At 68.2% G+C, this 21757-nt stretch carries 21 protein-coding genes; 9 read left to right on the plus strand and 12 right to left on the minus strand.

What is annotated here, in order from left to right:
• Positions 1-52: 52 nt before the first annotated feature.
• Positions 53-664 (plus strand): TetR/AcrR family transcriptional regulator, encoded by a 612-nt coding sequence (locus AB0H56_RS15520; RefSeq protein WP_280342896.1) that lies wholly within the window; start codon positions 53-55, stop codon positions 662-664.
• A 604-nt stretch (positions 665-1268) separates the two neighbouring features.
• On the opposite strand, the gene AB0H56_RS15525 is transcribed toward AB0H56_RS15520, so the two are convergent.
• A complete protein-coding gene (locus AB0H56_RS15525) occupies positions 1269-1484 on the minus strand; it encodes a hypothetical protein (RefSeq protein WP_280342696.1) in 216 nt (71 codons plus the stop codon).
• A 164-nt stretch (positions 1485-1648) separates the two neighbouring features.
• A complete protein-coding gene (locus AB0H56_RS15530) occupies positions 1649-4507 on the minus strand; it encodes an AAA family ATPase (protein ID WP_357162768.1) in 2859 nt (952 codons plus the stop codon).
• A 115-nt stretch (positions 4508-4622) separates the two neighbouring features.
• Between AB0H56_RS15530 and AB0H56_RS15535 the strand changes: the two genes are divergently transcribed.
• Positions 4623-4958, plus strand: coding sequence for a hypothetical protein (locus AB0H56_RS15535; protein WP_357162771.1), 336 nt, complete (start codon positions 4623-4625; stop codon positions 4956-4958).
• A complete protein-coding gene (locus AB0H56_RS15540) occupies positions 4955-5473 on the plus strand; it encodes a YceI family protein (RefSeq protein ID WP_357162774.1) in 519 nt (172 codons plus the stop codon). The genes AB0H56_RS15535 and AB0H56_RS15540 overlap by 4 nt, the downstream gene beginning before the upstream one ends.
• Here the strand turns inward: AB0H56_RS15540 and AB0H56_RS15545 are convergent.
• Together AB0H56_RS15545 and AB0H56_RS15550 are read right to left on the minus strand one after the other, a co-directional pair.
• Positions 5470-6366, minus strand: a complete 897-nt coding sequence (locus AB0H56_RS15545) for a hypothetical protein (protein WP_357162777.1) — start codon at positions 6364-6366, stop codon at positions 5470-5472. The genes AB0H56_RS15540 and AB0H56_RS15545 overlap by 4 nt on opposite strands.
• Positions 6363-7235 (minus strand): 3-hydroxyacyl-CoA dehydrogenase family protein, encoded by an 873-nt coding sequence (locus AB0H56_RS15550; protein WP_357162779.1) that lies wholly within the window; start codon positions 7233-7235, stop codon positions 6363-6365. Before AB0H56_RS15550 ends, AB0H56_RS15545 begins: the two co-directional genes overlap by 4 nt.
• Positions 7236-7443: 208 nt before the next feature.
• On the opposite strand from AB0H56_RS15550, the gene AB0H56_RS15555 reads away from it, so the two are divergent.
• The 6 genes from AB0H56_RS15555 (at position 7444) to AB0H56_RS15580 (ending at position 12991) form a co-directional block, all read left to right on the plus strand.
• Entirely contained in the window at positions 7444-8799 is a 1356-nt protein-coding gene (locus AB0H56_RS15555; protein WP_357162782.1) for a hypothetical protein, read from the plus strand.
• Positions 8800-8903: 104 nt separating this feature from the next.
• Positions 8904-9695, plus strand: a complete 792-nt coding sequence (locus tag AB0H56_RS15560) for a TIGR03084 family metal-binding protein (RefSeq protein ID WP_280218491.1) — start codon at positions 8904-8906, stop codon at positions 9693-9695.
• A gap of 333 nt (positions 9696-10028) precedes the next feature.
• The gene (locus tag AB0H56_RS15565; protein ID WP_357162785.1) at positions 10029-10715 is read left to right on the plus strand and encodes a hypothetical protein; all 687 of its coding nucleotides are present in this window, start codon (positions 10029-10031) and stop codon (positions 10713-10715) included.
• Positions 10712-11917, plus strand: a complete 1206-nt coding sequence (gene lhgO, locus AB0H56_RS15570) for an L-2-hydroxyglutarate oxidase (protein WP_357162788.1) — start codon at positions 10712-10714, stop codon at positions 11915-11917. Before AB0H56_RS15565 ends, lhgO begins: the two co-directional genes overlap by 4 nt.
• A 68-nt stretch (positions 11918-11985) precedes the next feature.
• Positions 11986-12459, plus strand: coding sequence for an SRPBCC family protein (locus AB0H56_RS15575; RefSeq protein ID WP_357162791.1), 474 nt, complete (start codon positions 11986-11988; stop codon positions 12457-12459).
• A 10-nt stretch (positions 12460-12469) separates the two neighbouring features.
• The gene (locus AB0H56_RS15580) at positions 12470-12991 is read left to right on the plus strand and encodes a ribonuclease H (RefSeq protein WP_357162794.1); all 522 of its coding nucleotides are present in this window, start codon (positions 12470-12472) and stop codon (positions 12989-12991) included.
• Between the two features lie 84 nt (positions 12992-13075).
• Here the strand turns inward: AB0H56_RS15580 and AB0H56_RS15585 are convergent, their stop codons facing one another.
• The 8 genes from AB0H56_RS15585 to AB0H56_RS15620 all read right to left on the minus strand — a co-directional run bounded on the left by AB0H56_RS15585 (position 13076) and on the right by AB0H56_RS15620 (position 21756).
• Positions 13076-13843, minus strand: coding sequence for a hypothetical protein (locus AB0H56_RS15585; RefSeq protein ID WP_357162796.1), 768 nt, complete (start codon positions 13841-13843; stop codon positions 13076-13078).
• 132 nt (positions 13844-13975) lie between these two features.
• A complete protein-coding gene (locus AB0H56_RS15590; protein WP_357162798.1) occupies positions 13976-15154 on the minus strand; it encodes an MlaD family protein in 1179 nt (392 codons plus the stop codon).
• Positions 15151-16242, minus strand: coding sequence for an MCE family protein (locus AB0H56_RS15595; protein ID WP_357162801.1), 1092 nt, complete (start codon positions 16240-16242; stop codon positions 15151-15153). Before AB0H56_RS15595 ends, AB0H56_RS15590 begins: the two co-directional genes overlap by 4 nt.
• An 8-nt stretch (positions 16243-16250) precedes the next feature.
• Positions 16251-17363, minus strand: a complete 1113-nt coding sequence (locus AB0H56_RS15600; RefSeq protein WP_232995892.1) for an MlaD family protein — start codon at positions 17361-17363, stop codon at positions 16251-16253.
• A complete protein-coding gene (locus tag AB0H56_RS15605; RefSeq protein WP_357162804.1) occupies positions 17360-18355 on the minus strand; it encodes an MCE family protein in 996 nt (331 codons plus the stop codon). The genes AB0H56_RS15600 and AB0H56_RS15605 overlap by 4 nt, the downstream gene beginning before the upstream one ends.
• Positions 18352-19377 carry an MCE family protein gene (locus tag AB0H56_RS15610; RefSeq protein ID WP_357162806.1) on the minus strand — a complete coding sequence of 342 codons (1026 nt, stop codon included), beginning with the start codon at positions 19375-19377 and terminating at the stop codon, positions 18352-18354. Before AB0H56_RS15610 ends, AB0H56_RS15605 begins: the two co-directional genes overlap by 4 nt.
• Positions 19374-20852 carry an MCE family protein gene (locus AB0H56_RS15615; protein ID WP_357162809.1) on the minus strand — a complete coding sequence of 493 codons (1479 nt, stop codon included), beginning with the start codon at positions 20850-20852 and terminating at the stop codon, positions 19374-19376. Before AB0H56_RS15615 ends, AB0H56_RS15610 begins: the two co-directional genes overlap by 4 nt.
• A gap of 40 nt (positions 20853-20892) precedes the next feature.
• Positions 20893-21756, minus strand: coding sequence for an ABC transporter permease (locus AB0H56_RS15620; RefSeq protein ID WP_280217244.1), 864 nt, complete (start codon positions 21754-21756; stop codon positions 20893-20895).
• Position 21757 lies beyond the last annotated feature (1 nt).

Genomic DNA, 21757 nt, shown 5'->3' on the forward strand with positions numbered 1-21757 from the left:
GGAGCAGTCCGGAACGGTAAGTGTGATCCGGGGTTTCAGATACATTGGAAAGGTGACTACAGCGGACAGACGGTATGGGGGTCGTACGGTCGTCGCGCGTAAAGCCGAACGGCGCCAGCGGTTCCTGGAAGCAGCGACGCGGATCTTCGCCGAACGCGGGTACGCCACGTGCTCGCTCGCCGAGGTGTGCGCGGCGGCGGGGCTGTCCAAGCGGCAGTTCTACGAGGAGTTCGAGACCCGCGAGGACGTGCTCATCGCGGCCTACGACCGCATCCAGGACGACGCCGCCTCGGCCGTCGGGGCCGCGGTCATCGAACACTCCGACCCCGAGGACGCGTTCCGGGCCGGCCTGGCCGCCTACCTGGAATCGCTCGGCTCCGACCCGTGGCGCGCGCAGGTCGCGCTGATCGAGGTCGTCGGCGTGAGCGACCGGATGGAGGACCATCGCCGCTCGCGCAGGCACGCCTGGTCGGCGCTGATCTCGACCGCACTCGGCTCGAAGGGCGTGCGGTTGCGCGGGGACGCCGAACTCACGACGGGACTCATCACCGGCGCGGTCAACGGCGTGGCGCACGAATGGTTGCTGCGCGAATCGCGACCGCCGGTCGGCGAGCTGGTCGACCTGCTGGCCGCCGCCGCGCTCGCGCTCGTCGATCGGGACTGATCTCCGGACCATCGATGGGCGGGTGGCAACTTCACGCACTTGCCGCTTGCTCAACCCACTCCCTCTTCCGGACATTGTGAGACCGGACGGCTTCACAGTGGGGGAGAGTCTGGCATAGTAGTGACCCAGATCGCAACGGCAGAAACCGTGCGATCGCCGTCACCTGGGGTGATGGATTGGTCAGGAGTCCAAACTGCTCGCGCTCGTAGTGAACCACCCTCGGCCGCGCACGGGGGGTGGTTCGGTCTTTCGGGGGCGCGCCCCGCGCTGGGCAATTCACCGGCAATCCCGTCGTTCAGCCCTTGGTGAGGACACCGGCGATGGCCGATTCAGCTCGATTGACCGCGGGTCCGTCTCCGTAGAAGCGGGCGTGGCAACAACCCGGTTCGCATCGAATTTCGAGCATCGCGGGTACAGGTCTCGGAGTCGGGCGGGCGGCAGGGCCCTTGACGAGACGCGATGCGATGCGAGGCATCACGTTGGCCCGTTACGACATGAACAAAGGGCGCTGACCGACGAATCCCGTCGGTCAGCGCCCCTTCCTCGGCTCGGAACAGAGTCGACAGCTGAGCACTCAGCTGTCACGCTTAGTCCGAGGCATCAACTATCGGGCCACCGGTTGGCCGAGAATCCAACCGTCGTACTGACCACCCTGGCAAACGAAGTATCGTTCGCCATCGTTGTAACGCACGACCACCTGGCCGCCGCCGGCAACGCAGTATTCGTCGGCGCTTTGCGCATGCGCCGGAGATCCCAACATCACCAGCCCTGAGATCGCCAAAACTCCTGCAAGCGCGGTTTTCGCGAGAATTTTTCGCATTTTCCCCTCCAATTGAACTGTAGCCGGAAAGGGGCACCACTACATCTGCCAGTAGGCGGCCTCCCCCCGTCGCCGATCGTACGCGAATTATGTTGCGCTGCACAGCATTGAACGCATCGGTGAAACTCCGATGCCGCCGGTCTCTCATCGGCGTTCGATGAGCGCTAAAGCGCTCCCCGGACAATCTCCAGGCGGTTGGCGACGCCGAGCTTGGCGAGGATATTGCGGACGTGCGTCTCCACCGTGCGTTCGGAGAGGACGAGGCTGGCCGCGATGTCGCGGTTCGTCAGGCCCGCGGCGACCAGGTCGGCCACCTCGCGCTCCCGCCGGGTGAGTGGATCGGCGGTGCGGGCGGCCGCCGCGATCTCGCTCAGCAGGGCGTCGGCGATGGCCACGCGATGGGTCATGCCGAGGCGGCGGAAACCGGCGGCGGCCCGCTCGGCGTGCTCGCGCGCGGCGGGCAGCTCGGCGCGGGCCAGCAGGGTGCGCGCCAGACCCAGGTGGCCGAGGGCGACGAAGGGCAGCGCCCCGATCCTGGTGTCCATGACCAGGCCCTGCCGGTACAGCTCGACCGCGGCGTCGACGTGGCCTGCGACCCGGGCATTGTCGGCACGCACGCGGGCCAGCGAACTCACGCAGATGAGGGCGCCGGTGCCGTCGGCCGAGTAATACGGCTCCTGCCCGGCCTGTACGCGGTAGACACGGTCGGCGGTCTCCGCGTCGTCGAGGAGCTGGGCGATCAGGCCGACCGAGAACACGGTGCCGGACCAGCGCGGGCCGCGCTCGAGGGTGTCTGGCAGATCGCGGAAGGGCTCGAACCGGGCGCGCGCCTCGTCGAGGTCACCGGCCAGCGCGAGCATCATCGGGGTGAAGAGCTGAGCGATCGGGATTTTCGGGGCGAAGGCCAACGCGTCGACGGCCGCGGTCATCTCGCTCCGCTCGACCTCGCCGAGGATCGCCGCGTACATCCCGCGAAAGGCGTGGTGCAGCCCGGCGAGGGAGAAATCGCCGATGCCGAGGGCCAATTCATGGGCGGCGGCGTCGAATTCGAGCGCGGCCGCCAGCTCGCCGACCAGCACCGCCCTGGTGGCGCGCAGCCGCAGCAGATGCCACCGGGCGATAGGGAGGCGGCGGCGTTCGGCGAGCAGGGCGATACGGTCGAGCGCGTCGTCGAAGGCCGTGAGGTCGCCGCGTTGCAGGCTCGCGTCGGCTGTCCACACGTGTCCCCAGAGTTGGGCCAGCGGTTGCTCGGCGTCGACCGCGATCTCGATCGCCTTGGCCGCCAATGCCGTTCGTTCCTCGAGGAACTCGGTGGAGGCCAGGGACAGGTGCCTGGCGTGGATGGCGTCGAGCACGACATCCGGGTCGGTGGACCGGCCCGCGGCCCGCATGGCCCGCTCCGACAGCGTCCTCGCCTCTGCGCCCGCGCCGCGATCGGCCGCCGACAGCGCCACCCTGGCCAGGATTCGCGCGATCAGATCGTCGTGCTGTCCCGGTTCCAGCCGTCGCAGCGCGGCCGTGCAGAGCTGATCGAGGCGGGTCATCACCGTGGGTGTGGTGACGCCGTGCACCACCAGCGCGGCCCTGGCGAGCAGATCGGCTCGGCCCGACTGCCCGGCGAGCGCGGCGGCCCGCTCGCAGTGCTCGAGGCTGTCGGCGATGTGGCCCGCCGCGAACTCGTCACCGGCGAGCTCGATCAGCAGCTCGGCCCGCTCGAACTCAGGGGCGGCGGCACCCACCGACTCGATTGCCCACTGCCCGAAGCGGATCGCCTCGGGATAGGCGGCGGCGGTGCGCGCGGCACGGGCAGCTCTCCTGGCCCAGTGCGCGGCAGCGGGCGCGGGAGTGTCGGCGTGACGCCAGTGTGTCGCGATGGCACCCGCGATCGCGGAATCCGGGCCGCCGCGCTCGTCCAAGGCGCGTGCGGCCGCGCGGTGCAGGGCACGACGACGCGCGGGGTCGAGGTCGGCGTACACCGCGTCTCGTACCAGCGCATGGGTGAATGCGGTTGTCCCGTCGGGGAATCGGCGCACGATGCCAGCGGATTCGGCGGCATCGACGGCAGCGAGCACGACATCGTCGAGGGCCCGACTCCCCGCGAGTCGGCCGTTCACGCCGTTTTCGCGTACTGCACCGAGCGAGTCGGGGTCCGAGACCGCATCGGCGGGTACACGAATACGTTCGGTTACCTTGGTCAACACCGCGAGTTCGATGCGCTCGCCGAGCACGCTCGCGGCACCGAGCACCTCGACGACCGCAGGGTCGAGGCGATCGAGCTGGGCCAGTACCAATCTGCGCACGCCGGGAACGGCGAGCACCGCCTCCGCATCGCAACCGCGTTCGGCCAGGCCGGATTCCACGATCAGCCGGACCAGCAGCGGGTTGCCCTCGGTGCGGTCGCGCAGCTCGGTGGCGAGATCGATGGGCAGGTCGAGCTGTTCGAGCCAGTAGCGCACCTCGGGCGCGGTGAGCCCGGGCACCGACAGCGCTCTGGCATGGGGCAGGCGCAACCATTCGGCCCGCTGCTCGAGCAGCGGTTCCTCCGAGGGTTCCCGTGCGGTGGCGACGATGAGCAGCGGTGCGCGCGGTGTCTGCGTGGCCACGTGGGTGAGTAGGGCGAGCGAGGTGGGGTCGGCCCAGTGCAGATCCTCGAGGATCAGCAGCAGCCCCGGCTCGGCCGCCAGCACGTCGGCGACCTCGGTGAACATCCGGAACCGCTGTGCCGCGGCGCCGCCACCCGGCTCGGTGACGGTGTCGAGCGCGGCGGCCAGCTCGGGTAGCTCGCGGGCGGCGCGGTGCCACGGCCACAGCGGTGGCATCCCCGCGTCGTCGAGCGCGTTGCCGCGGGCCACCCGCAGGCCCGCCTCCGCGGCCAGCTCGACCGCGCGTTCGGCCAGCCAGGACTTGCCGATGCCGGCCGGGCCACTGATCAGCACGAAGCGGCTCGCGCCGCCCGCGGCCGACAGCACCGCCGCGCGCAGCAGCGCGATCTCCTGATGCCGTCCGACCGCCGGAGTCTGCACCTGCCAAGTATCGCGCGAAGTTCAGTACCGCGAATGCGTACTGGCACTGATCCGGTGCGGCGCCGCGGCAGCGAGGCTGGAAGCACCGAATTCCCCAGGTCAGGAGTTGAAAATCATGTACGCACACCTCGTCTGGTTCGACCGCCCGCGCACCGAGGCCGAGTTGGCCGCCGCCGACTACGCGGCGACCCACCGCATCGGTCCCGCGCTGGCCACCGTGCCGGGACTGCTCGACTTCTACGAACTGCGCCGCGACGACGGGTCCGGCGTGGTGATCGGCTTCGGCGAGACCGAGGCGGCGCTGCACGCGGTGCGCGACGCCGTCACCGCCACCGAGCTGCTGCCGGGCGAGGACCCGGAGCTGCTGCCCGGCCCCGACCGGGTCGAGATCTATCCGGTGCTGCGCCACCGCGACACCGCCGACATCTATGCCGAAGGGGCAGGGTCATGAACTGGATCATGCTGGGCGAGCGCCGTTCCGTGCGCTGGACCGCCGGGCCGCAGGACAGCACCGCGCACTTCCGGGTCGGCCACTTCGGGCACACCGTGCAGGGCTCGGTCCCGGTGCTCGACGGCAGGCTGACCCTCGGCCCGGACGGGCAACCCGCGACCGTCAGCGGCGCCGTCGACCTCGCCGCGATCGACACCGGCAACGCCAAACGCGACCGCGACCTGCGCAAACCACGCCTGCTCGACCTCGACCGGCACCCGGTGATGAGCTTCGTCGCCGACGACATCACCGGCACCGACGGCGAATGGCGCGTCGCCGGGGTCGCCACCGTGCGCGGGCGCGACGTGCCGCTGGTCTTCACCGTCACCAAGTTCTCCCTCGGCGCCGACACCGTGACGGTGAGCGCGGAGGCCGTGCTGGATCGCCGCCTGCTCGGGCTGCGCGCGCCGGAGTTCCTGATCGGGCGCTGCGTGACGATCGCGCTCCACGTGGTCCTGCGTGCGGAAACCCCTTAGAGGTCGGCCAGCGCGAGGCCGGTGAGCGGATTGCCGATCCGGACCAGTTCGGTATCGGTGCCGCGGCCGACGTCGACGAACCGGATCGAGCCGCCGAGGTCGCTCACGTAGAAGGCACTGCCCAGACCGGCCAGCCCGATCGCCTCGCGATAACCGGTCGAGAGCACCTTCGGCGTGCCGACCTCTGGCCGCACGGTGGCCGCGTAGAGCGCGTTGCCGTGCGGGCTGGCGCCGCGGTCGGTCCAGACCAGGTGACTCGCGCCGTGCAGTTCGAGGTCGATCGGCTCCGGGAGGTCCTGCCAGAGCAGCTCGAGATCGGTCCGGTCCGCGGGGCCCGCGCCGGTGGGCGGGTCGATCGGGGCGCGGAAGATCCGGCCCTCGCCCGCCTTGGCCGCGCCCTTCTGCGTCCAGTAGACCAGGCGGCGATCCATGTCCAGGCAGATCCCGACGCACCAGTTCCGCGGCACCCGCGCGTCCGCCTCGCCCTGGCCGGTGACCACGATCGGGCGCAGATCACCGCCGTCGAGATCGCAGCTGAGCACCGCCATGCCCTCGCGGTCGCACCAGTACAGCCTGCCCGCTTCGAAGTCGGCGGTGAGCTGCTTGCCGGTGGTGAATGCGCCGACCGGCACGATCCTGGTGCGATTGCCGCCGTCGAGATCGACCCGCTCGATCGAACCGTTGCGGGTGAAGAACTCCGGTTCCGTGCCCGGCGCGGCGCCGGGATCGGGCCTGCCCATATTGGTCCAGTAGATGTGGCCGCGCAGCTGGTCGACGACCACGCCGTCGGGGAACTCGTCCAGACCTTCGACGATGGTGCGCAGCGCACCCGTGCCCAGCGATACCGCGTGCATCGCACGGGCTTTCAGGTCCAATGCCAGCAGTTCGGTCATCGGCTCGGCTTCGGGTAGTCGTCGTAGAAGCCGACGCCCGTCTTCACGCCGAGCTTGCCCGCGTCCACATAGCGGTGCAGGAGTTCGCGCGGACCCGCGGGCAGATGCGGGTTCTCCTTCGCGTAGTGGTCCTCGATGTCGAGAACCACGTCGAGGCCGACCTGGTCCATCATCCGGAACGGCCCGGCCTTGGTGCCGAAATTGCGCGCGAACATCTCGTCGACGTCCTCCGGCACCGAGACGCCTTCATAGACGACCTCGAGCGCCTCCCGTTTGATCGCCGCCCAGATGCGATTGAAGATGAAGCCGGTGCTCTCCTTGCGCACCAGGAACGGATGCAATCCGTAGTCCGGGAAGGTCTTCAGGACGAAATCCAGAATCTCGGGCGAGGTCACGCCGTCGGACATCACATCGAGCACGGTCGAACCGGGCGGCATGTAGAAATGCGTATTGAGCATCCGGTCGGCCGTGGCCAGTCCCTCGGTGAACAACCGGCTCGCGTACGACGACGAATTCGAGGCCAGGATCGCGTCGGCGTCGGCATCGCCCTCGAGCTGGGCGAAGATCTTCTTCTTCAGCTCCAGCACCTCCGGCACGGCCTCGACCACCAGCCAGGCGCCCGCCACCGCCGTGGCCTGATCCGGCACGTACTCGACGGTGCCCGGCGAACCACCCGGCACCTTCGCGGCCACCTCGGGCAACTGGTCCTCGACGAAGGCGACCGCGGCGGCGCCCTGTTCGGCCCCCGGATCGGTGATGCGAACGAGCCCGCCCCTGGTGGCGAACATCAGGGCGATCCGTCTGCCGAGGGTGCCCGCCCCGACGACGGCGACCGGACGATCGAGATGATTGCGCGGAACACTGCTCACGACGACTCCCTCTGCGTGCGACGGCGGCAAGAACGGGTGACGCGGATTTTCGGTTCGATCAGCACTCCCACCCTATCGCCGCGGCGGGCGCGCGACCGCCCGCGACAGACGCTCGATCCGTTGACACCCCGTCGCGACCGGTCAGAATGTGATTGCCTTATCCTCACGTTCTTCACGTTTTCGCGCGTCAGCACTAGGGGGCTCCTCGATGACCACACTGGCCTCCGGACTCTTCATCGACTGGGAAGAGCTGACGGGACAGTCGAAATTCGTCGTCGAGCTGATCAGTTTCCCGATCTTCGCCGCGCTGGCCGGCTGGCTCACCAACTGGACCGGCGTGCTCATGCTGTTCTGGCCGATCCAGTTCAAGGGCTTCCGCGTGCCGGGGCTGCACGTGCTCTACCCCTACCTGCCGCGCCGGGTGCAGGTGTTGCCCACCTTCTCCGGTGACGGACGTCAGCTCGGCTTCCAGGGCTTCATTCCGGCCCGCTCCGAGAAGATGGCCAGCATCTGCGTGGACAAGGCGCTGATGCGCATCGGCAGCCCCCGCGACTTCATCCACGAACTCGACCTGGACGGGATCGGCGACTATCTCGCCGAACGGGCGCGCGATCAGGTGCAGCCCATCGTCGACGAGATCATGTACCGGGAGAATCCCGACCTGTGGCGTTCGCTGCCCCGGCCGGTGAAGCAGGCCGTGTACCAGCGCGTCGACCGGCAGTTGCCCGCGCTGTGCAGGCGCGCGTTCACCAGTCTCGGCGACAACATCGACCAGCTGCTCGATGTGAAGAACTTCGTCATCCGGTACCTGGAGAAGAATCCGTCGATCCTCAAGGACCTGACCACCACCATCGCGGCGCCGGAGCTGAAGTTCATGGTCCGGATCGGCCTGCTCGGCGCGCCGTTCGGCCTCGCGCTGGCGCTGTACCTGCACGTGCACCCGCAGATCCCGTACTGGGGCCTGGTGCCCGCGTGGGTGATCGTGTTGCTCGCCTCGGCGGCGATCGGCGTGGCCGTGAACGTGATCGCGATCAAGATGGTGTTCGAGCCGGGCGATCCGCAGCCGCGCTACAAGTACCTGTGGCGCCAGGCGCTGCTGGCCAAGCGGCAGCCGCAGGCGGCGACCGACCTCGCCCACATCCTGGCCTACCAGGTGCTGACCGTGGAGAACCTGTCGAACGAGCTGCTCGCGGGCCCGAACGGGGACAAGACCAAGCAGCTCATCGAGCGGGTGGTGGCCGAGGAGATCCGCGAGCAGCTCGGGCCGACGGCCTTCATGGTCCGCGCCGCGATCGGGCGCAAGGGCTACGACAACCTGGCCCTCGCGGGCGCGGGCGCCGGGCTGAGCCTGGCGCCGGGCATGGTCGACGACGAGAAGTTCGTGCTCGAGCAGGCGAAGAAGATCGATGCCTTCGCCGGCCGCAAGCTGCAGAAACTGACGCCGGGCGAGTTCATGGAGATGTTCTACGCCTCGGTGGAACAGGACGCGTGGCTGCTCTACCTGCACGGCGGCGTGCTCGGCCTCGGCGTCGGCGCGATCCACCTGATCACCTTCGGCTGGTAGCCCACGAATAACAAGCACGCGTGCTTGCATTTTTCTCGGCCCGCTGAGATTCTTGGTGGCGAGGCGCGCCGGACCTGGTCGCGCCATGATCGGCAAGGGAACAGATGGCTGACCTCGCACCGCTGCTCGACGACTTCGCCGCCGAATGCGCGGACCTGGAACACCTCGTCGCACCGCTGACCGCCGAGCAGTGGCGCACGGCCACCCCGGCGCCCGGCTGGGACATCACCACCCAGATCGCCCACCTGACCTGGACCGACGAGGTGTCGGTGATCGCCGCCACCGACGGCGAGACCTTCACGAAACTGCTCACCGAGGCCGCGCCGAAGATGTTCACCTTCGTCGACGAGGCCGCCGAGGAAGTCGCCAAGACCCCGCCCGCCGAGCTGCTCGAGCGCTGGCGGACCGGCCGTGCCGCACTGATCGCCGCGCTGGCCGCCGTGCCCGCGGGCACCAAGCTGCCCTGGTTCGGCCCGCCGATGAGCCCGGCCTCGATGATCTCGGCGCGCATCATGGAGACCTGGGCGCACGGCCAAGACGTGGCCGACGCGCTCGGCGTGGACCGCACGCCCACCGCGCGGCTGCGCACCGTCGCCCACATCAGCGTCCGCACCAGGAACTTCGCCTACACCGTGCACGGGGAATCCGGGCCGAGCGAGGAATTCCGGGTGGAACTGACCGCACCCGACGGCAGTCTGTGGACCTGGGGCCCGGAGGACGCGAAGCAGCGCGTCACCGGTCCGGCTCTCGACTTCTGCCTGGTCGCCACCCAGCGCCGCCACCGCGACGACACCGCCCTGCGCACCGAGGGACCCGATGCCGAGCACTGGCTGAGCATCGCCCAGGCCTTCGCGGGTCCGCCCGGCTCCGGCCGCGAAGCGGGCCAGTTCGCCTGACGACGGAGGTACAGGCGAGCGCCAGTCTCTGAGCGCCATTCGTGCCGACTGCCCCGGACTTCGTTGGCCGGGGGGTGGACCTCCGTGGCAGTCGCGAATGACGCTCGCCTGCCTCCATGGGTTACCCATCGGGTGATGTGAGAAACAACCGCGGCCGCGGGGAAGCCTGCTGACCAGGCTCTATAGGTCGCCTGTCCAGGTGTGTGCCTGATCACATCGACGGAGAGTGCTAACTCTAGCTAGCACCCCGTACCGTGGAAATCAACGCGTGGCTTTCAACGATGCGGGCCCCGTCCCACGGGTACACCCACAGGCACAGGAAGGACCCGCATCATGACCGCACATCGACCTGCGCAGATCGCGCGTCTGTCCGCCACCGTCGCCGCAGGCGCGGCCAGTCTCTGCCTGACCGTCGCCGCGGGCGCCTACATCGTCAACAACATGCCCGACCTCCCCGCCGCACCCACTCGCGAACACGCCGAACCCGGCTCGGCGCCGGCGCCGGGACGGCATCAGCCCGCGCTCGCCGAGGGCGGATCACCGCGGTTCAGCAGCGAATTCGTCCAGCTGGCGGTGTTCACCGAGCGGGCCGCCGCCGCGCCGGTCCAGACCCCGGTGGCGACCCAGCGCTCCACCACCGCCGCGGCGCCGAATGATTCGACCCTGGCCGGGCGGTTGCGCATCGGCACCACCTACGTCGGCGCACAGGTCGCGCCCGCGCGCACCGATACGATCTCGTTCACCGTGGACACCAACGTGGTGACCATCGCGTCGAAATACCTTGGCGTGACCGCCGATCCGGCGGGGGTCACCGCGCTGCGCACCGAACTCGACACGCGCCGCGGCGAATTGATGTTCGTCCTGTCCGACCCGGCGCTCGGCAGCCACACGCTGCGGGTCGAACGGGTCCAGAAGCCGGGCACCGTGCCCGCCGACCAGCCGACGACCGCCGTGGCGGAACCGGCGGACGAGCAGGCCGGGGCACTGGCCGACGAGGCGCCGACTACCGTCGGCGTGTGAGTTCTGGCGGCACCGGCGACGGTGTGTACGACTTCTGCGTGCTCGGCGGCGGCATCGTCGGCGTGGCGACCGCGCATCGGCTGCTGACGAAGTTCCCCGGCGCGAGCCTGGCGCTGGTCGAGAAGGAAGCGGCCCTCGGCGCGCATCAGACCGGGCACAACAGCGGCGTCATCCACTCCGGAATCTATTACCCGCCCGATAGTCTCAAGGCCCGCCTGTGCCGGGCCGGCGCGGCCTGGACCAAGGAGTTCGCCGCCGCCAACGACATTCCGTTCCGCGAATGCGGAAAACTGCTGGTGGCCACCGACTCCGCCGAGCTGGCGCGGATGCGCGAGCTGTACGAGCGCTCGATCACCAACGGTGTCGATGTGGCAGCGATCGATGCCGCCGAGCTGGTGCGGCGTGAACCCGCGATCACCGGCGTCGGCGCGCTGTTCGTACCCGCCACCGGCATCATCGACTACACGAAAGTCGCGGCGGCGCTGGCCGAGCAGGTCGTCGCCATGGGCGGACGGGTACTGCTCGACACCCCGATCGAGGCGATCGGCGAAACCGACGCGGCCGTCACGATTTCCGGCCCGACGACCTCGATCACCGCGCGCACGCTCGTGGTCTGCGCCGGCCTGCAGGCCGACCGGATGGCGCGCGCGGCCGGAATTCGCACCGACTTCCGCATCGTCCCGTTCCGCGGCGAGTACTACCGGCTGCCCGCCGCACGGGCCGACCTGGTGCGCACCCTCATCTACCCGGTGCCCGATCCGGCGCTACCGTTCCTCGGTGTGCATCTGAGCCCGACCATCGACGGTGAGCTGACCGTCGGGCCGAACGCGGTGCTCGGCCTCGCGCGCGAGGGCTACGCCAAGGGCAGCGTCACCGCGCGCGACGCCGTCGACGTGCTGAGTTTCCGCGGCTTCCACCGGGTGGCGCGCGCCCATGTCCGCACCGGGGCGCGCGAGCTGCGCAATTCGCTGTTCAAGCGTGGCTACCTGGCCGAATGCCGCAAGTACTGCCCGGAACTCACCGTCGCCGATCTGCTGCCGCATCGGGCCGGGATCCGCGCCCAGGCGGTCCTGCGCGACGGCACCCTGGTGCACGATTTCCTGATCGAGCGCACACCGCGGTCGATCCACGTGCTCAACGCGCCGTCACCGGCCGCCACCTCGGCCATGCCCATCGCGGAATACCTCGTCGACCAGCTCTGACCCGGAAACCGGCAAATAAAGAGGATAGTTGTAGTACTTTTGTGCCCATCCGTGATCAGGGAGGGCCGATGGTCCACATCAGGTATGCGTGCGACGTCGGCGCACCCGTCGACGTCGCCTTCGCCTACGCCGAGAACTTCCGGTTCGTTCCGCACTGGATGTCCGGGGTCAGCGCCATCGAACCCGTCGGTGATCCCGATCGCGGCCTCGGCGCCGCGTTCGCGATGAAAGTCCGCCTCCTCGGGGCGATTCCGGTCCGATCCACCTGTGAGATCACCGAATACCGGCGTAACGCGGTGATCGGGTATACCCTGCGTGGGCGGGTATACGGAACCGTGACCCTGCGGTTCGACCCGCTCGGCTACGAACGGTCGGTGCTGACCTCCGAAGCCGACTATCCACCACCACGCGGTGTGTTCGGCCGCCTGTGCCACGGCCTCGTCGACGCGGTCGCGAGATCGGCACTGCGCCGGACGGAGTCGCGGTTGCGAAGGGAGATAGAGGCATTCCACGGTACCGATCTTGTCGGCCGCATCGCCTAGGGTGGCGGTCATGATCATCGTGAGCACCGACGGGTCCTGCCTGCGTAATCCCGGTGGTGCCATCGGCTGGGCCTGGGTGAACCACCAGGGACCGGCCGCCAGCGGGGGAGCGGTCACCGGAACCAACCAGATCGCCGAGCTACGCGCGGTACTGGAAGCCATCCTCGCCCATCCCGGCGCCGAGCCGATGCTCATCGAGAGCGACTCCCTCTACGCCATCAAGTGCGCGTCCGAGTGGATCACCAGCTGGCGGCGCAACGGCTGGCGCACCTCCACCGGCGGCGCCGTGAAGAACGTGGAGATCATCAAGCAGATCGACCGCGCCATCACCACCCGCGAGGGCCCGGTGCGCTTCCGCTGGGTGCGCGGGCACGTGGGCAACTACTTCAACGAACAGGCCGACACCCTGGCCGGCGCGGCCGCGCGCGAAGCCGCCGCCCGCCCGCCCACGGCGCCGGAACCCCCCAGACCGCGGACCTCAGGGAAGCCGGTCGAACCGGCCGCACCGTCGGCAACACTCACCCTGTTCTGACGGGCAGGCACGACCGGGACGGTCCGCACGAAAAACGCCTCCGGCGGGCAGCGCGCAGCTACCGCCGGAGGCGTTTCGGATCGATCAGTTACCGGGCGCCGGAGCGGGGGCCGGAGCCTCCTGCGTCGGGGCCTGCTGGCCGGGCACCGGGGCGCCGCCGCCCGCCTGGCCCTGGCTGCCGTTCTTGAGCAGCGGCGAATCCAGCTTGCTGACCAGCCACTTGTCGCCGGACTTCTCGAGAGTCATCTCGATCGCGAACATCATCCGGTCGGGCTCGGTCTGGGTGAAGTTGGTCCGGTACTGGGTCATGGTGACCATCGACTTCACGTCCTCGGTGCTGCCCGAGACGTAGGCGCACTGCACGTCCTCACCACGGGACTTCACCTGCGCCTGCACCATCGCGCCCTTGAGCGCGTCGCTGGCGTCGCTGAACTCCTTGAGGTAGTCGCCGGTTGCGCCCGCCTTCATCTGCTCGATGTAGCCGTCGAGGTTCTGCGAGTAGTCGTAGTTGGCGAGGATGTTGCCGTAGTCGCAGGCCGCCTTGGTCGACTCCGCGATGGCGTCGAGCTTGTCGGCCTTGTCGTTGCTCTGCAGGAAGAACACCACGGCCGCGGTGGCCGCGCCGAGCGCGACCACACCGGCGACACCAGCGGCGATCCAGCCCGTCGAGCTCGATTTTCCGGTCGGCTCGGCCGCAGGAGCCGCCGCCTCGGACACGGTGGCCGCCTTCACGGTCGCCGCGTCGTCCTCCGGAGTCGCCGCCGCGCCCTTGACGGTCGGGGCGGACTTGGCAAGGTCGGGCTTGTCCGCCGTGGCATCGTCCTTCTTGCTCTCGGCGTCGTCGCTGGTCATCGAATCAATCCTGCTCTTTCCCGGCACACGTATCGCACCGATTTCCTTCGTGGGCCCGTGAGCCGGGCCACACGCTCTTCTCGTGCGAGTATGCCCGGTCCGGTGCGCGAGCGACCGGACCGGGGCAACAACTCACTTCACCGGCAGCGGCGTCCGCTCGTTCGGATCGACACCCGGCGGCATCTGCGCGCCGTTGTTCGGCACATTCGGCCGCGGCGCGTTCGCCGAACCACGGATCTGCTGGTCGGCTGGCGGGTTCACGCAGTAGTTCCACTTCGGAATGGTGCCGTCCTGGACCTCTTCGTTGCGGCGGTACTCCGTCGCGTAGTAGCAGGTCGGGCGGGGCCAGATATCGATGATGGTGTGGAACTCGCCGTCGTGGGCCGGGGCGCTGATCGACCCGAGGCCCAGCGCCAGCGACGGGAACAGCAGCCGCAGCGCGGGCGTGCGCAGCTGCGCCGCCTTGGTGATGGCGACGAAGTTCGCCGCCAGGCTGCTGATCGGATCGGCCGTCTTGTCCAGGACCGCCCCCAGCGCCTCGAACTGCGCCGGCGCGTTGTCCAGGACGCCCTGCAACTCGGCGTTGGCGTTGTTGAACTGGGTGAACAGCGTGCCCGAATTGCTGGTCAGGGTCTGCAGATCCGGCTGCGCGTGCGAGGTGGTCTCGGCGATCACCCGCAGGTTCGCGATGAGGTTCACCGTCTGCGGGAGCAGGTTGTCCAGTCCGGCCACGACCAGGCTGACGCCGTTTATGAGACCGCGCAGCTGATCGGGACCGCTACCGAGCGCGGTGTCGAGCTCGGTCAGGATGGTCTTGAACTGCTGCGGATTCACCTGCGAGATCAGCGCGCTCGTGTCGTCGAGCACCGCCCACACCGGGACCGGCGTCTTGATCTGGTCCGGGTTGTACTCGATCACCGCGCCGTCACCGAGGAACGGGCCGACATCGGACTTCGGGCGGAAGTCGATGTACTGCTCGCCCGCGGCCGAGAGCGCCGCCACCTGGATCATGGTGTCGACCGGGATCTTGTAGCTCTTGTCGATCTGGGCCTTGGCCGCGATCGCCTGACCCTGGTTGATCAGCTCGACCGAGGTGACCTTGCCGATCCGGTGTCCGCGCAGGGTCACGTCGTTGCCCGGCTGCAGTCCGCCGGAGCGGTCCAGGTTCACCGTCACGGCGTACTCGGAGCGCAACGGGTTCACCCGCATCACGTTCACCAGCAGGTAGGTGGCGCCGACGATCAGCACCAGCACCAGCGCGGTGTTCGCCAGCACGATCTTACTGCTGAAGAACTTCTTCGCCTTGCTCATCGGTGGCCTCCCACCCGGCCCTGAACGATCTGCAGCACCTGGATGAAGGTGCCGACGAAATCGTTCACATCCTTGAGGTCCGGGAACTTGCTGTTCTCCGGGGATGTCAGCAGCCCGATGTCGAGGTTGGTCAGCGTCGCGTACGGCGCGAGCGACTTGCCCTTGAAGGTCTGGTTGGCGCCGGGGCGGATCGCGTGCAGCTGATCCATGACGTAACCGAAGTCGTCGCCGGTCGCGGCGAGCGCGTTCATCAGGTTGTCGAGATTGGTGAGCAGCTCGGAGAGCTGATCGCCGGTGGTGTTGGAGTAGTCGCCGAGCGCGGCACTGGCGGTGGACACCTTGGTGAGCAGATCGCCGATGGCCCTGTTGTTCTCGGCGATCGCGCCGATGGCCTGCGGCAGGGTGTCGGCGACCTGGCCGAGCTGGGTCTTGTTGTTCTCGACCGTGTTGGCCAGGGTGTTGAACTCGCTGAGCACCGTGTCGATGCGATCGCTGTTGTTGTTCAGCTCCCCGATGACGCCGGTCATTTCCATGATCAGGTGCGACAGGTTGCCGCCCTGGCCGTTGAGGATCGAGCCGAGCTCGGTGCCGAGGCGGCTCAGACTCGCCACGCCGCCACCGTTGAACAGCATCGAGACCGAGATCAGCAGCTCTTCCACCGTCGCGCCGGCGGAGGTGAACTCACGGGTGAGGGTGTCGCCGTCCTGCAGCGAGGCGCCGCCGCTCGTATCGTTCTTCGGCTTCGACAGCGCGATGAACACGTCACCGAGCGGCGTCGCCTGCCGCAGCTCGGCCGTGCTGCCCTTGGGCAGCACGATGTCCTTGCTGATCTGCATGACGATATTGGCCTGGAAGTTCTTGGTCGAGATGCCGGAGACCACCCCGACATCGGAACCACCGATCTTCACCTTCGCCTGATCGGGCAGGTTCAGCGCGTTGTCGAACTCCGCGTTGAGCGTGTAGGTGTCGCCCTCGGCGCCCGGCTTGGGCAGCGGCAGGTCCTCCACGGTGAATCCACAGCCGGAGGTGATCGCCACCGTGGCCACCGCGGCCGCGGCAACGACCGCGCGGCGGGCTTTCATCGTCATTCGTCGCGTCATTTCGTCAGTCCAAGGAGTGCGGCGGTCAGACCGTAATCGGGGCCGAAGTCCTGCATGTTCCCGGAGCGGCAGCCATCGGACTTCATCTGCACGCGTTCACAGAACACGCTCACGATCTCGCCGGAGAGCGCGGTGCCGATGAGGCCGTGCAGCCGGACGAACCTGCCCTCCTTGTCGATCGCGCCGTCGATGTTCTGCATCAGCAGCGGCACGATGTCGACGATCTCGACCATCGCGCCGGAGTTGGCCCGCAGCTGGTTGCTGACGTTGGTCAGCCCCGTGAGCGAGGCGGACAGCTCGTCGGCGTGCTCACCGAAGGTGGTCGAGGTGTTGGCCAGGAACTGGTTGAGCTGGTCCAGCGTGGCCTGCAGGCCGGGCGCCTGCTCGGCGAGCAGTCCCGACATGGCGGTCACCCGGTTGCTGAAGTCGCGCACCGACTGGTCGTTGTCTGCCAGCATCGTCGTCAGCTCGTTGAGCTTGATGATGATGTTGGAGATCGCGTCCTTGTTGTCGACGCCGACCTTGAGTGCCGCCGACAGCGCGTCGAGGGTCTCGCGGATCTTCTGGCCGTTGCCGTTGAGCACCGGGTACAGCACCCGGCCCGAGAGCGGGCCGAGGCCCTCCTGACCCTCTTCGGGCTTGAGCGAGGCGGAGAACTGGTCGATGGTCTTGATCATCGTGTCCAGCTCGACCGGGGTCCTGGTGCTGGCCTTGGTCAGGTGCTGGCCCGACTCCATCTCCTCGCCGCCGGTGTAGGGCGGGGTGATCTCGATGTGCCGGTCGGTGACGATCGAGGGCGAGACGATCGCGGCGATCGCCTCCTTGGGGATCTTCACGCCCGCGTCGATGGTCATGTGGACCTCGACGAAGGTGCCCTTGGGGACGATCTTGTCGACCTTGCCCACCGCCAGGCCGAGGACCATGACCTCGTTGCCCTCGTACATGCCCGCGATGTTCTCGAAGTCCGCGGTGATCTTGGTCGTGCGGCCGAGCGCGTCGTTCACCGAGCCGGGCATCAGCGAGCAGCTGCCCAGCGCCAGCGCCGTGGCGCCGATCATCAGGTACCGGCCCAGCGCCTTGCCACTGCGGAATGTCGAAGTCAGTTTCATCCTGCGCACCCCTGAATCACCTGAACGAAGCACAGCCAGTTGTCGGGGAAGATCCATGGCAGTGAGACGTCACCGTAATTGCCGTTGCCGAGCGCGTTGTTGAAGTAGCGCGCGGTGGGCTGACCGATCTGCAGCAGCCGGTCGAGGTTCTCCTTGTTCTTCTGCAGACCCTCGGCCATCGTGTTGAGCTGGCCGATGGTGCCGCCGAACTGGCCGCCGTTCTCGGCGCCGATCTCCTCCAGCTGACGGGTCAGCGTGGCGATGTTGTCGAGCAGCTGCCGCAGCAGGTTCTGCCGCTCCATCACCCGGTTGGCGATGGCCTCGCCCTGGGTGATCACCAGCAGGATCGAGTTGCGGTTGTCGGCCAGCAGCTGGGTGACCCGGTTCAGGTCCTTGAGCAGGCTGTCGACCTCGCCCTTGCGCCGGTCGACGACCTTGGCCAGCGCGCCGACGCTGTCGAGCGCCTGGGCGACCAGCTGCGGGGAATCGCCGAGCTCACCGTTGATGGTGTTGAGCGAGGCGGCCAGCTTCTTGGTGTCGAGTTCCTCGAACTTCGGCGTACCGACCTGCACGACATCGGCGATGTCGTAGGGCACGTCGGTGTTCGTGCGCGGGATCGTGTCGTCCTTCAGGCCCGAGCCGTCGCCCGGCTTCAGGTCGACGTACCGAGCGCCGAGCAGGGTGGCCATCTTGATCGAGGCGTGCGCGTCGGGCCCGAACTTCAGCGAGTTGTCGACATCGAGGGTGACCACCACGTGATCGCCCTCGATCTTCGCGCCGGTGACGGTGCCGACCTGCACGCCCGAGACCGCGACCTTGTCGCCGGTCTTGATGCCTGCGGCCTGCACGAACTCGGCCTCGATGGACTGCCTGCCGATCCCGATGAACTGGTAGATCGTCGAGCCGACCAGCAGCACGATGATCACCAGCGAGCCGATGACACCGAGCCAGAAGTTCCGGTTGCCGAGGAAGCTCCTCTTCAGCTTGCTCATCGGCACACCGCCGAGTGCGAGTTGCCACCGATCTGGCTGAACAGGCCGCGCGGGAACAGCACGCCGTAGAGTGAGACGTCGAGGCCGCACAGGTAGGCGTTGGCGTGCGTGCCCTCGGAGGTCATCCGGCCGAGGTCGGCGAGCATCGATGGCATGTCGATCGCGGCCTGGTCGAGCTTGGCGCCGTTGGCCAGCAGCAGGTTCAGCGCCGCGGTGGACGAGTTCTGCGCGGCGGCCAGCTGGGGCTGGATCTTGCCGACCATGCCGACCAGCGAGGTGGTGGCGTCGGCCAGGATGACCGTCGAGTTCTGCAGCGACTGTCCCTGTTCGTAGAGCCCGCCGATCAGCGCCCGGGTCTGGGTAACCAGGGTCTCCAATTCATCCCCTCGCTTGGCCAACCCGGCCATCACGCCGGACAGGTTGGTGATCACGTCGGACAGAATCGCGTCCCGACGCTGGAAATCGGTGGCGAGCTGGGCCGCCTGCACGATGAAGGACGACAGCGAGACGCCGTCACCCTGCAGCGCCTGGATCAGCGTCTCCGACATCGCGTTGACCTGTGCGGGCTCCAGCGCCTGGAACAGCGGCTGGAATCCGTTGAGCAGCGCCGAGATGTCGAACGACGGTTCGGTGCGCTCGAGCGGGATCGTCGATCCGCTCTCGAGTGCCTGCGGGCTGGCCGCCTCACCCGGGGTCAGCGCGACGTAGCGCTGGCCGATCAGGTTCTGGTAGCGGACCAGCGCCTTGGTGTCGTCGAAGACCGTCTGGTCGCTCTGCACGATGAACGAGACCTTGGCGTCGTTCTTGCCGTCGAGCTCGATCTTCTCGACCTTGCCGACACGAACGCCCGCCATGCGGACATCGTCGCCGGGCCGCAGGCCGAGGACGTCGGTGAAGATCGCGGTGTACTTGCGGGTGTCTCCGTCGACCGTGCGGGCGAGCGTGTTCCACACGACCACGATGACCAGCATCGAGACGAGCGCGAAGATACTGAACCCGATCAGTGGCTTACGGATGCTCATGCGCCACCCCCGTTTTCGGACACTTGCAGGGTTCCGCCCTTCAAAATCGGACCGAGCAGCAGGAATTCGGATGCCGTCGGCTTACGCCCCAGCAGTTGCGTCATGGCCGCTTCGCCCTGGTAGGAGATCGGCTTGCCGGACGGGGCCGAGGCGGGCTCCACCGGTGCGGGCGCCGGAGCCGGGGCCGCCGCGGGGGCCGGCGCTCCGCCGAGAATGCCGGGCAGGCCCGGGATCTGGATGGGCGGAACGAGACCCTCGAGCGGGGTACCGGCGAACGGCTTGACCTCGGTGCCGTTGGCCGTCTGCATCGGCGCGATGCCCGGCGTGGTGAGGCCGGGGATCGCGGGCATGCCCGGGATCGCCACCAGCGGCGGCAGTCCGGCGGCCGAGTCCAGCGCGCGCGGACGCACGCTCTCCGGCATCGGCGGGATGCTCACCTCGGCGGGCGCGGTGAAGCAGCTCGGGCCGAGCAGGTCACCGTAGCGCGGGCATTCGGCGACGGTGTTCGGCTTGTACGGCGTGAACGTCAGACCCGCGTTCCACACCATCTGCTTGCCGCTCGGGCCGCCGTGGAAGGTCGTGTTCAGCTGGGCCAGCGAGGGACCGAACACGTCGAAGGTCTTCGTGATCGAGGCCGGATCGTCGGCGACGGCGCCGAGGGTGGCGTTCATGCCGGTGGTGACTTCCTTGCCGACATCCGGGTTCGACGCGAACAGGTCGTTGACCCGGTCGGTGGTGGCGCTGGCACCGGCGAGCAGCGCGATCAGCTGATCACGCTTGGTCGCGATGGTGTTCGCGGTCTGCACCGAGCTGCCGAGCACGTTGAGCAGTTCCGGCGCCGACTGGTTGAGCGCGTGCGCCGAGGCCGAGAAGTTGTCGAGCATGCCGCCCAGGTTCGGGCCGGCATCGGCGACCGTGGTCAGCCAGTGGTCCAGGCGCTGGATGGTCGAGCCGGGGACGCGGCCGCTGCCGTCGAGCGCCTGGGTGAGGGTGCCGAGAACCCGGCCCAGCTGCACCGGGTCGACCTCGTTGAGGATGTCGCGCACCGTGGTGAGCGTGTCCTGCAGCGCGATCGTGCCCTGGCTGCGGTCCTCGGGAATCTGCGAACCCTCGTGCAGGTACTGGTCGGAGGCACCGTTGAAGACCAGTTCGACCGAGGTGACGGCGAACAGGTTGCTCGGCACCACGCGGGCGGTGACGTTGCTCGGGATGTCGCCGGCGAACTCGGGCTTGAGCTCGATGTTCACCTTCTGGGTGGCGCCCTTGTCGACGATCTCGACGTCCTTGACCGCGCCGACGAGCACACCGCGGAACTTCACGTCGGCGTCGGACGGGAGGCCGTCACCGGTGGTCGAGAGGTTGGCGGCCACGTTCACCTTGGGCACGAAATAGCCCTGGTACCTGGCCATCAGGAAGCCGAGGATCACCGCGAAGACGATGAGACCGCAGACTCCGGCCACGTACAGCTGTTTCATCGTGGGTCCGCGCCCACTGGGATCGATGATCATCGCGCGCCTACCCCGAGATCCTGATTCCGGGGTTGACGCCCCAGATCGCCAATGTCATGAACAGGTCGGCGAACACGACCAGGATGATGCACATCTTGATCGCGCGGCCCGCCGCGACGCCGACGCCCTCGGGACCACCCGAGGCGAAGAAGCCGTAGTAGCACTGGATGAACGTCGTGATCATGACGAACACGACCGCCTTGAGCAGCGAGTACAGCACGTCGGTCGGTACCAGGAATTGGTAGAAGTAGTGCGAATAGGTACCCGCCGCCGTGCCGCCGATCAACTGGACGGTGATCGAACAGGACACGTACGCCATCACCAGGCCGATGCAGTACAGCGGCACGATGGCCATGACCGCGGCCATCATCCGGGTGCTGACCAGGTAGGGCAGCGGGCGGATGGCGATGGAGTCGAGCGCGTCGATCTCCTCGGAGATGCGCATGGCGCCCAGCTGTGCGGTGAATCGACAGCCCGCCTGTGCCGCGAACGCCAGTGCCGCGAGCAGCGGGCCGAGTTCGCGGGTGGTGGCGAAGGCCGAGATGGCGCCGGTGATCGGGCTCAGGCCGAGCAGGTTCAGCGAGGTGTGGCCCTGGATGGCCACCGTCATGCCGCCGAAGGCGCTGATGATCAGGATGACGCCGATGGTGCCGCCACCGACGACGATGTTGCCGTTGCCCCAGGTGACGTCGGAGAGCAGACGCCAGATCTCCTTCGGATACTGCTTGAACGCCAACGGAATCGAGCCGACGGACCGCAGGAAGAAGAAGACCTGGTGGCCGAGGCGGGCCAGCATGTCGATGGGCGCCTTGCTGGCGGCCTGGAGTTGCCGTAGCGGGCGCAGCAGGGGAGGTACATATGTTGATGACATG

This window comes from Nocardia sp. NPDC050717, assembly GCF_040654275.1.
GTDB lineage: Bacteria > Actinomycetota > Actinomycetes > Mycobacteriales > Mycobacteriaceae > Nocardia.

What these genes read in the sequence shown, in the direction of transcription:
- AB0H56_RS15525 (WP_280342696.1), bottom strand. Translation starts at nt 1,484, where the DNA reads ATGCGAAAAATTCTCGCGAAAACCGCGCTTGCAGGAGTTTTGGCGATC.
- AB0H56_RS15535 (WP_357162771.1), top strand. Translation starts at nt 4,623, where the DNA reads ATGTACGCACACCTCGTCTGGTTCGACCGCCCGCGCACCGAGGCCGAG.
- AB0H56_RS15540 (WP_357162774.1), top strand. Translation starts at nt 4,955, where the DNA reads ATGAACTGGATCATGCTGGGCGAGCGCCGTTCCGTGCGCTGGACCGCC.
- AB0H56_RS15545 (WP_357162777.1), bottom strand. Translation starts at nt 6,366, where the DNA reads ATGACCGAACTGCTGGCATTGGACCTGAAAGCCCGTGCGATGCACGCG.
- AB0H56_RS15555 (WP_357162782.1), top strand. Translation starts at nt 7,444, where the DNA reads ATGACCACACTGGCCTCCGGACTCTTCATCGACTGGGAAGAGCTGACG.
- AB0H56_RS15560 (WP_280218491.1), top strand. Translation starts at nt 8,904, where the DNA reads ATGGCTGACCTCGCACCGCTGCTCGACGACTTCGCCGCCGAATGCGCG.
- AB0H56_RS15565 (WP_357162785.1), top strand. Translation starts at nt 10,029, where the DNA reads ATGACCGCACATCGACCTGCGCAGATCGCGCGTCTGTCCGCCACCGTC.
- AB0H56_RS15575 (WP_357162791.1), top strand. Translation starts at nt 11,986, where the DNA reads ATGGTCCACATCAGGTATGCGTGCGACGTCGGCGCACCCGTCGACGTC.
- AB0H56_RS15580 (WP_357162794.1), top strand. Translation starts at nt 12,470, where the DNA reads ATGATCATCGTGAGCACCGACGGGTCCTGCCTGCGTAATCCCGGTGGT.
- AB0H56_RS15585 (WP_357162796.1), bottom strand. Translation starts at nt 13,843, where the DNA reads ATGACCAGCGACGACGCCGAGAGCAAGAAGGACGATGCCACGGCGGAC.
- AB0H56_RS15590 (WP_357162798.1), bottom strand. Translation starts at nt 15,154, where the DNA reads ATGAGCAAGGCGAAGAAGTTCTTCAGCAGTAAGATCGTGCTGGCGAAC.
- AB0H56_RS15595 (WP_357162801.1), bottom strand. Translation starts at nt 16,242, where the DNA reads ATGACGATGAAAGCCCGCCGCGCGGTCGTTGCCGCGGCCGCGGTGGCC.
- AB0H56_RS15600 (WP_232995892.1), bottom strand. Translation starts at nt 17,363, where the DNA reads ATGAAACTGACTTCGACATTCCGCAGTGGCAAGGCGCTGGGCCGGTAC.
- AB0H56_RS15605 (WP_357162804.1), bottom strand. Translation starts at nt 18,355, where the DNA reads ATGAGCAAGCTGAAGAGGAGCTTCCTCGGCAACCGGAACTTCTGGCTC.
- AB0H56_RS15610 (WP_357162806.1), bottom strand. Translation starts at nt 19,377, where the DNA reads ATGAGCATCCGTAAGCCACTGATCGGGTTCAGTATCTTCGCGCTCGTC.
- AB0H56_RS15615 (WP_357162809.1), bottom strand. Translation starts at nt 20,852, where the DNA reads ATGAAACAGCTGTACGTGGCCGGAGTCTGCGGTCTCATCGTCTTCGCG.
- AB0H56_RS15620 (WP_280217244.1), bottom strand. Translation starts at nt 21,756, where the DNA reads ATGTCATCAACATATGTACCTCCCCTGCTGCGCCCGCTACGGCAACTC.